The following is a 13436-nucleotide window of genomic DNA, read 5'->3' as shown; positions in this document are numbered from 1 at the left end:
TAATGCTGGAACGCTTGTTTATTTTTTTGATGGTCATATTTACCATCGGGTTGTCTACGGGTGTAAGCTCAGCTCGGCAAGTTGAGCTAAAAAGTAACTATAATACTTCAGTACAAAATATCAGCTTGAACAGGGAAGAAACAAACTGGTTAGCGCATAAAAAAACCTTGGTTGTTGGTACCTGGTTACCTGAAGTCTCCCCCATTGTTTATCAAAATAGCGGCGAATATTATCGGGGAGTTAACGCAGATTACCTCGCGTTAATGCAAAAGAACCTCAATCTAAAAATCATTATAAAGCAGTATGATAATGAGCAAGAGGCGCTGGCCGCGCTCGCCAATAACGATGTTGATACGCTGATAACCCAACTGTCCCGACGCCAGGATGTTGGCGGAAATTTGTTGCGTACTTCGGTATTGCTGACGACGTGGCCGACGCTTGTAACATCGCTAAAAAACACTATGCTGCCGCTGACCACGAACCATCAGGTTAGCGTCGCGTGTGTGCGGGATTGCCCTTTTCTCGATGTTATCCAGGGGGCCTTTCCTGAGGCTAAAGTCTCATTTTATGACGACGAGTATCAGGCCATGGCCTCGGTAGTGAATGGTGATAACCAATATTATATTGGTAACAATATCACCAGCAGCCATTGCATCTCTCGATACTTCTCACAATCACTGGTTATTACGCACTACTTTGATAAGCAAGAACAATATAATTATTTTGTCGTTAACGAAGATCAGCCGGTATTAAGAAATATTCTTGATGGTTTCATTACGTCAATCAGTAATGAAATTCATATGCAAGTCATGCAGAACTGGCTGAACCGCGGCAACCTGGCCTATCTGAATGCACCTATACCTTTCACCGCTCAGGAAAAAGCGTGGTTGAAGAAAAAGCATGTCATCCGCATTTTAATCAACCCAGATTACCCGCCCTATACGCTGGTCGATCGCAGCGGTGAATTACGCGGTATTCTTGGCGATTTACTGAATATTATTCATCTGCAAACGGGGCTCGATTTTGAACCCATTTTAGCTAACTCTAAAAGTGAGCAGACAAAGCAAATAAGCGGCGAACAGTGGGATATGTATCCCACTATCACGCTCACTCATCAAAACCCGCACAATTCGACCTTTAGCGATCCTCTGATGAATGTGGCATTTGTGATGATCACTTCCCGTGAGGAAACCGCCGACTCGCTACTGGAGAGGCCGATACGTATTGCGCTACCAGCCGGGCATGTACTGGAAAGCGAGCTGAAGCAACGCTATCCGCAGGCCACCTGGGTTAATGCTGATACTAGCAGTGTTGCGATGGTCATGGTCAAGGAGGGCAGCGCTGATGCGGCAATTGCTACCGAATTGTCAGCAAGGTTTATGGTCGATCATTACTATCAGAAAAATATGCACTTTTTTAGGCTTCCAGATATGCCTGGTGCCTCTGTAAGTTTTGCGATTTCTTCTCACGAGCCTATGTTGAAGTCTGTTATGGATAAAGCGCTACAGGCCATACCGCCACGTGAGATTTTGCAGATGACGGAGAAGTGGTCGAAAATTTCCAATACGCAGGTTGATTTATGGAGTCGATATAGCAAACAGTTCTATCAACTGGGGATATTCGCGCTGCTGCTGATAGCGATTAGCCTGATCTGGGGGATCTCACTCTCCCGTGAGGTAAAGAAAAGGAAACTATCTCAGCGGCTACTGGAAGAGCAGCTTCATCTCAAAGAGGCATTATCTCAAGAACTGGAAAACGAAAAGAATAAAGCGATTGAAGCAACCAAGGCCAAAAGTCGCTTTCTGGCGAGTATGAGCCATGAATTACGTACCCCGGTAAGTTCGATTGTTGGCTTTGTGGAATTACTGTCGAGTTTAGAACTCAGCCCGGCACAGCGAAAAGAGGCGATTGCCCTTACCGGGGCGACAGCCCAGTCATTGCTTGGGCTGATCGGTAAGATTCTGGATCTGGATAAGATTGAGTCTGGTAAATACCAGGTTGTTCCTCAATGGACGGATCTCTCGCAGCTCATTGAATTGCAGTGCCACTCTTTCGATGCTTTAGCCAGACAGAAAGGAATTACGCTGGCTTGCGTTAGCCAGTTGCCGGCAAACGAACGGGTATTTGTCGATCAGCAGGCTTTGCGGCAAATTCTCACCAACCTGGTGGGCAATGCGTTGAAGTTTACCGAGCAGGGCAGTATTCATGTGACGGCCCGTTTGACGCCTGACGGGGAGAATCACGGTACCCTGACCATCGCCATTAGCGACACCGGTTGCGGGATTAGTGAAGAGGAGCAGGCGGGGCTGTTTCATCGTTATGCTCAGGGGCGTTGCGGGCGTCAACAAACCGGTTCCGGTCTGGGGTTATTTATCTGTAAAGAACTGGTGACGCTGATGGGCGGGACGCTGGAGTTGATGAGCGTCCCGTTGCAAGGAACCACGTTTACCATAACGCTGCCGGTTGAAACGGCTCGACAGTCGATTGTACCGGATGGCGATGCGCCTGGTACTCTGTTACCGCTTCCGTGTCTGTCTATTTTGATTGCAGACGATAACCCAACCAATCGCCTGCTGCTTAAGCGACAGTTGAATGCCATTGGCTACAACGTGGATGAAGCGTGTGATGGGGAGGAGGCAGAAGCCAAACTGGCGAAAAAATCGTACGATCTGCTGATAACCGATGTAAATATGCCGAAAAAAGACGGGTTTGATCTCGCGGCTTCGCTACGTCGTCAACAGCCGAATTTACAAATATGGGGACTGACGGCCAGCGCACTTCCACAGTCACGCGATCGATGCCTGCAAAATGGTATGAATTTGTGCCTGTTCAAGCCTGTGTCGATTCAGACACTGACACATGAGTTGAGTAAAATCGAAACCGGTTATTCGTCTCCTTGTTCAATCCGGCATTTGAAATTCAATGTGTTGACGGAGAATACCGGCGGCGATCGCGCACTAATGAACGAGATTCTCGAGACATTTCGCGAGGCAACGCTGAATGATATACAAGCGGCTGAGAAAGCTGTTCTGCAAGATGAACCTCAGCTGTTTTTGCGCGCTCTTCACCGGTTGCATGGCTCGGCGCAAATTCTGGGCATCACTGCGCTACAAAACCTGTGCGAACCTTTCGAATCCAGACGACCTGACGATCTTCCTCTGGCAGTACGCCAGGAGGCATTGCAGAAGATTATTGCTGTTATGCGGGAAATTGAGATTGAGATAGACAGTCTGATTAGCCATTAATCCCCCTGATCGGGTGGCCGTAGCTGCCCGATCAGGAGAGAAAGTCCTGGTTCAACACTCCGTAGTGCTGAGTATTACTGGCCTGCGCCGATCATCTCACTATCGATCACAATACCTTCTTCAGCACCTTTTAACACAAGGTTTGCTTCATAATATTTACCGGAAGACAGCAGTTTTTGCGCGCTGGTAACGGCTTTACGAGTCTGATTCAGGGGCATCAGGTATTGGGTCTGAAGCACGCTGATACCAGCCAGTTGCAGGGTATCCACTGCACCTTTCCAGTCGCCTTTGGCCATTTTGCCATTCGCTGTTTTGATAGCGGATTCTTTGGCTGGAGTGGCAATATAGTCTTCTGACAGCGCGATCGTAGCGTTAATAACCACGTACTGATCGTCAATCATCTTGGCTTTAGGCGCAGTTTTTACAAATTTCGCCCAATCTTTGCTGTCGCCTGCCAGCAGGGAAGCGGCGTCATCGGTTAGTTTTTTAGCGCTGTCAGGCTGTCCATGAAACAGGGCCAAACGAGCAAGCTGAATATCACGCATCGCATTTGCGCCTTGCACTGCGACCTGCATAATATCGGCAGCTTCTTTTTGTACATTTGCGGTAGTAGCTTGCGCCGGAGTAGTTGTGGTAGCAGTAGCAGCCATCACTGGTGCTGAACCCATCATGGTTGCAAGCACACCCGCAAGAATAATCTTTTTCATTACTTTCTCCTGAATAAATTTGGTATATGTCACCAAACGCAATAAGCATATTAAATAATGTTAAAGAGCGAAATCAGAACCACGATAGAATAATGACCGTTTAATCTTACAAGTGTCAGATGTCTGACATGTGTAGGAATATACGCATAGCGACATTCTCTTGTTCTTATATACGCTTCCTTAGCGGAAGTCTTATCATTCCATTGTAAGTAACATATGTTGAGTGAGTAATAATTCTTGTGTCAACAGGTTACATTGCGTTTATGTATAACGGAGGATGTATGTTTGTTTTTAATCAGCGTAGCCTGAGAGCGTTTAATGAAAAAACACTCGTTCATTATAAAAAGCATGCGACGATTATGGCGGTGTTGATGTTGGTTTGTGGCATCTGCTGCTTGATTTATCCGATTGCTGCAGGTGTTTATTTAAGCTATGCAACTGGCTTTATGTTCCTGGTATGTGGTTTTTATTCTATTTATAGCCTGTTTAGCTCAAGTAAAAAGCAATTGAAAGCCAAATTTACCTATGCCTTTTTTGCTATCGCGTGGTTACTGCTGGGTTACTGTTTCCTGGTGAATCCTGTGATAGGCATGAATTCATTGGCAATGGTATTTTGCTGCCTGTTTATTCTGGGGGGTATTTTTCGTATCGCATCTGGGGTCAAACTGTTCCACAGTCCGGGTTATGGATGGAACATTTTTATTGGTATTTTTGACCTGCTTATTGCCGGCGTCTGGCTGAATATGGATCCCGACAGATCGTATGTATTTACCTCAATTTTTATTGGTGTCGAGATGATCTTTAGTTCTTTAGCTTTTATCAGTCTGCGTAGAAATGCGACGCTGGTAAAAACTGATAAGCTCGCCGATAAAAAATAATGCTACCTCTGGAGCGCATAGTGAATATTAAAATGATGGTTTCTGCAGCTATTCTTGTGACCTCTGTTATGGCGCCAATGACCCGTGCTTTTGCTACTCAGGCAACGGAAGCTGCGCCACAAGATATGACCTGTAAAGAATTCGTTGATATGAGTCAGCAATACAAGACGGCAATTGCCTTTGTGATTGTTAATAAAAATTCGGACTTTAAAGGCGATGATTATGTTCCCCTGCATGAGGTGGAAACGGAAGCTGTACCGAAAATGGTTAAAATGTGTCATCAGCATCCGAATACAAAACTGGGTGAACTGGCTGTAAATCTGAAAGGTTCCGGTCTGCACTATTGATTAACCGTTTTGATAGCCTGGCTTTAGTTAGAATTGACAACCTCTGTACCTGCCCCAGTTGTTCCCCTACAAGAAAATCTGCGTAATGCTTACCCCGCTATCCACGAGAAACTCGCTGGATAGCCGTGCCCGCTAATAACTGTAGGCCTGACAAATGAAGTCCCATCCCTGGATTTAATAATCTAAACCCAGGGATAGGGCAGGGGATCAACGTCGGGCTTTAAATCGCGCTAACGTATTTTCAACGAGTACAAAGAATACTGGAACAAAATAGATCGCCAGTACCGTCGCGGCCAGCATCCCACCGATAACCCCCGTACCGACGGCATTTTGCGCGCCAGAGCCCGCGCCGTTGCTTATTGCTAGTGGAATTACCCCCAGGATGAAGGCCAGTGAGGTCATCAGAATAGGACGTAAGCGCATTTGCGCGGCTTCCACCGCGGCCTCAAGCGGCGTTTTCCCTTCTTTCTGCATAATCTCGACGGCAAACTCGACGATCAAAATAGCATTTTTAGCCGATAGCCCCATCGTGGTGAGTAGGCCGACCTGGAAATAAACATCATTGCTCAGGCCGCGCAGATCGGTGGCCAGCAACGCGCCGACCACCCCGATTGGCACAACCAGCATCACCGAGAAAGGGATCGACCAGCTTTCATACAGCGCCGCCAGCGCCAGAAATACGACGATCAGCGAAATGCCGTACAGCATTGGTGCCTGGTTTGTGGATAGCGCCTCCTGATAAGACAGACCGGTCCAGGCATAACCGACGCCTGCGGGCAGTTTATTAATCAGCGATGCCATAAATTTCATCGCATCACCGCTGCTTTTCCCTTCTACCGGCTGGCCCAGAATTTCCATTGCTGGCTGACCATTGTAGCGTTCAAGGCGTGGAGAGCCGTAGGTCCACTCGGTTGATGAGTAGGCGGAAAGCGGGGTCATCGCGCCAGAGGCATTACGTACATACCAGTGATTAATATTATCAGGCAACATACGGAACGGCGTATCGGCCTGGACATACACTTTTTTTACGCGCCCCTGGTTCAGGAAATCATTGACATAGCGACTACCGAACGCGGTGGAGATGGTCTGATTAATATCCGATAACGCAACGCCCATAGCTTCAGCCTTTTTGGCGTCGACGTGAATGCGGAACATCGGCGTATCTTCCAGGCCGTTTGGGCGCACCCCGTCGACCTCACCTGAGGACTGATTGGCCAGAGCCAAAAGCTCGTTTCGGGCCTGCATCATTTTTTCATGCCCAAGATTACCGTTATCCAGCAACTCCATATCAAACCCTGATGCGGTGCCTAATTCCGCGACCGCGGGTAAATTGAACGGATAAACGACGGCATTATTGATGGTACTTAAGGCCATCATTGCCCGTCGAATAATGGCGGTAACCGAGTTTTCTTCGCCAACGCGTTCTGACCACGGCTTCAGGCTGATAAACGCCAGGCCATTGTTTTGTCCCTGACCGCTGAAACCAAATCCGCCGACGGTGAAAACAGAAGCAACGTTTTTCTGTTCTTTCGTCAGGTAGTAGTCCGTTATTTCCCCGAGCACTTTGCTGGTGTTCACCATCGTTGAACCTGAGGGCAATTGCGCCGTGGTCATGAATACCCCCTGGTCTTCTTCAGGCAAAAAGGAGGTCGGCGTACGTAAAAACAGCACCATCATGCCCGCGCCAATGACTAAGTAAACGACCATGTAACGGCCCGTGCAACGTAACAGTTTTCGGGTGCTGTCCGTGTAGTGCTGAGTGCATTTCTCCATGAAATGATTGAATTGGGTAAACAGAAAATGCGTATTTGCCTGCTCGTCATCGTGTGCTTTTAACAGCATGGCGCAGAGTGCTGGCGTCAGGCTCATCGCCACAAACACCGACAGCAGCATAGAGGAGATCAAGGTGATGGAAAACTGACGGAAAATTTCTCCTGTTGCGCCGCTCATAAATGCCATCGGCATAAATACGGCGGATAACACCACGGCAATACCAACCAGCGCCCTCTGGAGCTGGCCCATTGCTTTATGCGTTGCCGCTTTTGGAGACAAGTGCTCTTCAGCAATAATACGTTCTACGTTCTCAACCACCACGATAGCATCATCGACTAACAACCCTATCGCCAGCACCATGCCAAACATCGTGAGCGTATTAATCGAAAAACCGGCGACGTCGAGAATGGCAAAGGTGCCGAGGATAACCACCGGAACGGCGATAGTGGGGATAAGCGTCGCACGAAAACTTTGCAAAAACAGGTACATGACGAGGAATACCAGAATGATTGCCTCGATCAAAGTATGAAAAACACCCTGAATCGAAATTTCGATAAACGGCGTGGTGTCATAGGGATAAACGGTTTTCATGCTGGCCGGAAACCAGGCTGATAATCTGTTCAGCTCTTGTTTAACAGCCTGGGACGTTTCAAGGGCATTGGCGCCTGCGGCAAGTTTAATCGCAATCCCGGCGGCGGGTTTGCCGTTGTAACGTGCAACCGTGGCATAATTTTCCGCACCCAGCTCAATGCGTGCGACATCGCGCAGCAGAACCTGAGAACCATCTTGCTGAACTTTAAGGAAGATCTTGCCAAATTCATCGGTTGTTTGCAGACGTGTCTGGACGATTATCGACGCATTTAACTGCTGATCGGCTGACTGAGGCATGCCCCCCAGTTGCCCGCCAGATATCTGATTATTCTGTACTTTGAGCTGGGTAATGACGTCCTCGGGAGTGAGGTTATACTTGTCGAGCTTTTGCGGATCCAACCAGATGCGCATGGCGTATTGCGAACCGAATAACTGCACGCTCCCCACCCCGGCAGTGCGGCTTAGCGGATCTTTAATGTTCGAGGCCACATAGTCGGCAATATCATATTGGCTCAGGCTGTTATTATCAGAGATAAAACCGGCGACCATTAAGATATTGCTGCTGGATTTATCAACGCTGATCCCTTGCTGTTGTACTTCCTGTGGCAAGGAAGGCATCGCCAGCTGCAGTTTATTCTGTACCTGAACCTGCGCAATATCGGGTGATGTACCCGTTTTGAAGGTCAGGATAATCGAGGCATTACCTGCCGCATCACTGGTGGATGACATATACATCAGGCCATCAAGACCATTCATATTCTGTTCAATCACCTGGGTGACGGAGTCTTCAACGGTCTTTGCATCTGCCCCGGGGTAGGCCGCGCTGATGGTAATGGTTGGGGGCGCAATTTGTGGATATTGGGCGACTGGCAGGTTCATTATCGCGATACCGCCCGTAAACATCATGATAATAGCGAGCACCCAGGCGAAAACCGGGCGCTCAATAAAAAAGTTGGCCATAAAGAAAGTGTCCTTAATACCTGAAATATTACTGTTCAGCTACCGTGTCAGGTGTGCTCAGTTTTGAAGGGAGGACCCGGGCTTTGCTTCCCGGACGAATTCTTTGTAATCCGGACACAATGACCCGATCGCCGGGGCGTAATCCCGCGGTCACTAACCATTGATTACCAACGGCCTTCACTGCGTTTATTTCACGCAGTTGCACTACGTTTTCCTGGTCAAGGATCAGCGCGGTGGCTTTTCCTTGTTCGTTGTGCGTAATTCCTTGCTGGGGGACCATCAACACGTTTTGTTGACTGCCTTCGTCCAGCAACGCAGTGACATACATGCCGGGTAAAATTTCACCTTCAGGATTGGGAAATACGGCGCGCAGGGTTACCGAACCGGTGGTCTCATCAACAGCGGGATCGGAAAACTCAAGCGTACCGGTATGGCGATAGGGTTTGCCGTTTTCCAGCATCAGCTCAACCGGAATTTTGCCTTGTTGCTGGGCAATTTTGCCGTTGGCTTTCTCTTCTTTAAGGCGTAAGAAGTCCTGTACTGACTGCGTTAAATCAACATAGATCGGATCTAATCTCTGAACGGTGACCAGCGAGTTTTCCTGATTAGCAGTAACCAGGGCACCCACGGTCACGGAAGATTTGCCGCTAATGCCATCAATGGGCGAGGTAACATTGGCGTATCGAAGATTGATGGTGGCTTGTTCAAGATCCGCTTTAGCGACGGCAACATTGGCTTGCGCTTCATCAAGCTGTGAACGCGTGGTGTCATAGTCCTGGCGGCTGACGTAATTAGATTTTATTAATGCTGACTGCCGATTTAGTGTCAGACGAACATTATTGGCGGTAGCCTGTGCCTTTGCCAACGCGCCTTTGGCTGAGTCCAGTCGTGCCTGCAGTGGGGCTGGATCAATTTGATACAGTGATTCTCCTTTGCTGACTTTATCACCTTCAACAAAGTTGCGTTTTATGATGATTCCACCAACCTGAGGGCGGATTTCGGCGATCTCGAACGCAAGCGCGCGACCCGGAAGTTCACTTTTAATATTTACTGAGGAGGGGACTAAGGTAACAACGCCGACTTCGGGCTCCATGGTGGTTTTTACTGCAGGTTTATTATCGCAGGCGGTGATGATGACGCTACTAAAGAATAATGGTATCAACAGTAAGCATTTTCTGTTCATAGTAATCCCTGAATAATGTGTAAACACAAATGTTCTTTTATTGCATGCAGGGTGGGGGAGTTGTCGGTAAATAACAAAAGATGGTCAGGCATGAGAAGGGTAAAGCCCATTTCTTCGCTAAAGAATTAGCGGTTAAAAATTATATGTAACAGGAAGAATGCATGTTAAGCGAAGGATCTCATGAAGCAGGATGGCGCAATAAGATAAACGCGGGGTAATGAGAAGGGCTGTTTGCCAACACCTGACTCCGGAATATAGTCGCGCCATCTTACCTCTGGGATTATTTCACTAGCTCCGGAGTTACCTGAGTTACTGTATTAGCGTAGTAAGGCGCTCCCCACATCGGCTCTGGCCAGAACGCACCGTAACCATAATCCCACATATTATAAGTGGTGTTGACAGACTCAGTTAAATGCCAAACCTGGATACCTTGTAAATCAACTTTAACAAAGTTGTACGGGACTTTGTTGATGAATCCTGACTCATCGCCTTGAATTGTTCCCAAAATAGTCACGAAATAGTTTCTGTAGTTTACTGGATCGAGGAAACCTTTCTGCTGGGCAAGAATACGTCCCTGATAGCTCGCGTCAATTTGTGGCTTAGCAGAGTCGTTCAGTGGCAAAACGGCGATTTCCAGCAACGTATCTTTTTTGGTATTAATCACATTGATGACTTTACCGCCAAAACGGGCCTGCTGACCGGTATATAAACCGGGCTGGTTATGCACGGAGATAAAGTTTTTTTGGATATCGGGTTGATTATTACCTTTGATATTCTCAGGAATGGCGGCACATGATGCCAGGATGAAAGCAAGGGCAATAATCATCAACCCTTTTGTATTTTTCATTTTACTTTCCTGCTTAAAAAAGACAGGGCTATAGTAAACCTTTGCGTATTATTGTCAGCACACGCATTGTTGATTATCTAAAATTAATATAATTGTAGCTCATGGTAATAACGGATTGTATTTTATCCGGTCGCTGAATGATGGTGATATTTTCAACGACCATAAAAGTAACTGCAGACATCACGATTTCACGTCACGCTGGCGGGAATGTAATAAAGCGGATCATCAATTTTCGCGGCGCTCATCAACCGACAGAATGACCGCGTTCATTACTCCCGTCACCTAGCCGGTAAGCCAGCGCCACGACCAGTGACTGTACCAGGCACAGCGTCGCTGACTGGGAGCGAAACGCGTCGACCTGCGCCTCTTTCACCACAAAGCAGAGATCGCTGAACGTTGCCAGCGGGCTTATCTGGCTGTCGGTAATCACGATCTGGCGCGCGCCGGCATTGGCCGCAGTTTCGCTGACCATCACCGTTTCTTCCGCATAAGGCGAGAAGCTTATCGACACCACGATATCGCGCGCTTTAATGCGGTTAATCTGCTCGCGCAGCATTCCGCCCATTCCGTCGAGCAAAATAGGGCGACACTCAAGATGGCTCAGGGCGTATGTGAGATAGGCGGCGACGCTAAACGAACGACGTAGACCGGCGATGTAAATGGTGTCGGCTTCTGCCAGCAATTGTACGGCGCGTTCCAGCATTTCAGGTTCGGCACGGGCTGCCAGCTGCTGGAGCGCTTGAGTATTCGAACGGGCGAACTCCTGCAGGATATCGAGTGGGGTTTCCGGCACGGCTTCGCTTTCCATCTCACGGAACATGCGCGCGCGGTCGCTGTAGCTGGCGGTTTCCTCCACCAGGTTCATACGAAACAGCTGTTTCATTTCGTTGAAGCCGGTGAAGTCAAAGGCATTGGCGAAGCGGATCAGCGTTGAGGGTGGCACTCCGGCACGTTCAGCAATGACGGCAACCGTATCAAAGGCCACGCTATTGGTATTATCCAGCACATAGCGGGACACCTGCTGCAGCCTCTTACTCAGGCTATCGTAGCGATCGCGGATTTGCTGCTGCAGCTCGTTCAGGCTGGTTGCTGTTGTCATTTTACCTCCTGGTACATAGTTTTATGATTCTAAACGCAAAACCGCGTCTTTGAAATGTCACTCATTCATCTGGCTGTAAAAACGAAACAAAAGCTTCAGGTTTGCCGTTCGCTGAAACGTTCTGCCAGTGCACGCTAATCATGCGATTCCGCTTGTTAACATAAAAACCCATCCTTGATCACATTAATCATTATTTATTTTATTTCAACTTAAAATGGAATGTTTGTTTCATATATAGTACACAGATAACAGTGTTCAGGTAACAGTCACGTATCAACAGCGAGAGGTTAAGGATGGAGACAGTAGCGAATTTTATCCACGGCGAATGTGTCACCGGTTCAGGCCAGCGCGTTCAGGCAATCTTCAACCCGGCCACCGGCGAGCAGATCCGCCAGGTGGTGATGAGTACGACACAGGAAACCGAGCAGGCCATTGCGGCAGCGCACGACGCATTCCCCGGGTGGGCGCGCCATTCTCCGTTAAAACGTGCGCGAGTGATGTTCCGCTTTAAGGCGCTGTTGGAAGAAAACATGGAGAGGCTGGCTCGCATCATCAGCGAAGAGCATGGCAAGGTGTTCTCTGACGCAGTTGGTGAGCTGACCCGTGGCCTGGAAGTGGTGGAGTTTGCCTGCGGCATCCCACATCTGCAAAAGGGCGAACACTCAGCCAATGTAGGCACCGGCGTCGATAGCCATTCGCTGATGCAACCTCTCGGGGTTTGCGTCGGGATCACGCCGTTTAACTTTCCGGCAATGGTACCGATGTGGATGTTCCCCATCGCGCTGGCAACCGGGAATACCTTTGTGCTGAAACCCTCGGAAAAAGATCCTTCTCTCGCCCTGGCTCTGGCGAAACTGCTGCAAGAGGCGGGCCTGCCGGACGGCGTGTTCAACGTCGTACAGGGAGATAAAGAGTCCGTCGACGTGCTGCTGACTGACCCGCGCGTGCAAGCCGTGAGCTTTGTCGGCTCTACGCCGATTGCGGAATACATTTATCAGACAGCGTCAGCCCATGGCAAGCGTTGCCAGGCGTTAGGTGGTGCTAAAAATCACTGCATTTTAATGCCGGATGCCGACATGGATATGGCGACCAACGCCATTATGGGGGCCGCTTACGGCGCGGCGGGTGAACGCTGCATGGCGCTTTCTGTCGTGCTGGCGGTGGGTGATAAAACGGCAGATGAGCTGTGCTCGAGACTGGAAAAACAGATTGCGGCGCTGCGTGTCGGGCCGGGGCTTGATCAGACACCGGAAAACGAAATGGGACCGCTTATCTCCTCGTTACATCGGAATAAAGTGCTCGGGTATATCGACAGTGGGGAATCTCAAGGAGCCAGTCTGCGCGTGGATGGTCGACGTTTTAGCGTTAAAGGCCATGAGCAGGGTTATTTTGTTGGGCCGACCCTGTTTGATAACGTCACGCCGGAGATGACCATTTATAAAGAAGAGATTTTTGGACCGGTGCTTTCTGTGGTGCGCGTAGCAGATTACAGCAGCGCGGTGGAATTGATTAACCGTCATGAATATGGTAACGGCACGGCAATTTTCACACGTGATGGCGGCTGTGCGCGTCGTTTCTGCGAAGAGGTGCAGGCGGGCATGGTGGGCGTTAACGTGCCTATTCCGGTGCCGATGGCGTTCCACTGTTTTGGCGGCTGGAAGCGGTCCATTTTTGGGGCGCTCAATGTTCACGGCAATGATGGCGTGCGCTTCTACACCCGGATGAAAACCGTCACCGCACGCTGGCCGGAGATGCTGCAGGACACAGGGGCAGCGTTCTCCATGCCAACGCTGGGCTGACAGGAGG

Annotated in this window: 9 protein-coding genes; 4 read left to right on the top strand and 5 right to left on the bottom strand. The window is 49.0% G+C overall.

Annotation, left to right across the window (positions count from 1 at the left end; translation table 11 throughout):
* Nucleotides 1–2 precede the first annotated feature (2 nt).
* Nucleotides 3–3245, top strand: a complete 3243-nt coding sequence (locus tag OGV89_RS10795) for an ATP-binding protein (protein WP_286558627.1) — start codon at nucleotides 3–5, stop codon at nucleotides 3243–3245.
* 74 nt (nucleotides 3246–3319) lie between these two features.
* Here the strand turns inward: OGV89_RS10795 and OGV89_RS10790 are convergent, their stop codons facing one another.
* On the bottom strand, nucleotides 3320–3952 hold the full coding sequence (locus OGV89_RS10790; protein ID WP_016150840.1) for a YfdX family protein: 633 nt from the start codon (nucleotides 3950–3952) through the stop codon (nucleotides 3320–3322).
* A gap of 281 nt (nucleotides 3953–4233) precedes the next feature.
* Here OGV89_RS10790 and OGV89_RS10785 point away from each other — a divergent pair, with 281 nt between their 5' ends.
* On the top strand, nucleotides 4234–4830 hold the full coding sequence (locus tag OGV89_RS10785) for a DUF308 domain-containing protein (protein ID WP_003845975.1): 597 nt from the start codon (nucleotides 4234–4236) through the stop codon (nucleotides 4828–4830).
* Complete coding sequence (locus OGV89_RS10780; RefSeq protein ID WP_008321512.1) at nucleotides 4830–5177, top strand: HdeA/HdeB family chaperone; 348 nt, start codon at nucleotides 4830–4832, stop codon at nucleotides 5175–5177. Before OGV89_RS10785 ends, OGV89_RS10780 begins: the two co-directional genes overlap by 1 nt.
* 207 nt (nucleotides 5178–5384) lie before the next feature.
* Here OGV89_RS10780 and OGV89_RS10775 read toward each other — a convergent pair whose 3' ends face one another.
* The 4 genes from OGV89_RS10775 to OGV89_RS10760 form a co-directional block, all read right to left on the bottom strand.
* Entirely contained in the window at nucleotides 5385–8501 is a 3117-nt protein-coding gene (locus OGV89_RS10775; protein WP_160179886.1) for an efflux RND transporter permease subunit, read from the bottom strand.
* 28 nt (nucleotides 8502–8529) lie between these two features.
* Nucleotides 8530–9684, bottom strand: a complete 1155-nt coding sequence (locus OGV89_RS10770; RefSeq protein ID WP_003845970.1) for an efflux RND transporter periplasmic adaptor subunit — start codon at nucleotides 9682–9684, stop codon at nucleotides 8530–8532.
* 280 nt (nucleotides 9685–9964) lie between these two features.
* Nucleotides 9965–10531 (bottom strand): Slp family lipoprotein, encoded by a 567-nt coding sequence (locus OGV89_RS10765; protein ID WP_286558624.1) that lies wholly within the window; start codon nucleotides 10529–10531, stop codon nucleotides 9965–9967.
* A 244-nt stretch (nucleotides 10532–10775) separates the two neighbouring features.
* Entirely contained in the window at nucleotides 10776–11630 is an 855-nt protein-coding gene (locus OGV89_RS10760) for a MurR/RpiR family transcriptional regulator (RefSeq protein ID WP_003839777.1), read from the bottom strand.
* 293 nt (nucleotides 11631–11923) lie between these two features.
* On the opposite strand from OGV89_RS10760, the gene OGV89_RS10755 reads away from it, so the two are divergent.
* Complete coding sequence (locus tag OGV89_RS10755; RefSeq protein WP_286558622.1) at nucleotides 11924–13429, top strand: CoA-acylating methylmalonate-semialdehyde dehydrogenase; 1506 nt, start codon at nucleotides 11924–11926, stop codon at nucleotides 13427–13429.
* Nucleotides 13430–13436: the final 7 nt, after the last annotated feature.

It is taken from the genome of Citrobacter sp. Cf125 (genome assembly GCF_030333935.1).
GTDB classification, from domain to species: Bacteria; Pseudomonadota; Gammaproteobacteria; order Enterobacterales; family Enterobacteriaceae; genus Citrobacter; species Citrobacter freundii.
Note: the sequence above shows the minus strand (reverse complement) of the source record. Positions and strands in the feature narration are given on the sequence as shown.

Bases quoted from the DNA above. Each gene is read 5' to 3' on its own strand.
- OGV89_RS10760 (WP_003839777.1), bottom strand. From the start codon at position 11,630: ATGACAACAGCAACCAGCCTGAACGAGCTGCAGCAGCAAATCCGCGAT.
- OGV89_RS10785 (WP_003845975.1), top strand. From the start codon at position 4,234: ATGTTTGTTTTTAATCAGCGTAGCCTGAGAGCGTTTAATGAAAAAACA.
- OGV89_RS10795 (WP_286558627.1), top strand. From the start codon at position 3: ATGCTGGAACGCTTGTTTATTTTTTTGATGGTCATATTTACCATCGGG.
- OGV89_RS10790 (WP_016150840.1), bottom strand. From the start codon at position 3,952: ATGAAAAAGATTATTCTTGCGGGTGTGCTTGCAACCATGATGGGTTCA.
- OGV89_RS10775 (WP_160179886.1), bottom strand. From the start codon at position 8,501: ATGGCCAACTTTTTTATTGAGCGCCCGGTTTTCGCCTGGGTGCTCGCT.
- OGV89_RS10780 (WP_008321512.1), top strand. From the start codon at position 4,830: ATGCTACCTCTGGAGCGCATAGTGAATATTAAAATGATGGTTTCTGCA.
- OGV89_RS10755 (WP_286558622.1), top strand. From the start codon at position 11,924: ATGGAGACAGTAGCGAATTTTATCCACGGCGAATGTGTCACCGGTTCA.
- OGV89_RS10770 (WP_003845970.1), bottom strand. From the start codon at position 9,684: ATGAACAGAAAATGCTTACTGTTGATACCATTATTCTTTAGTAGCGTC.
- OGV89_RS10765 (WP_286558624.1), bottom strand. From the start codon at position 10,531: ATGAAAAATACAAAAGGGTTGATGATTATTGCCCTTGCTTTCATCCTG.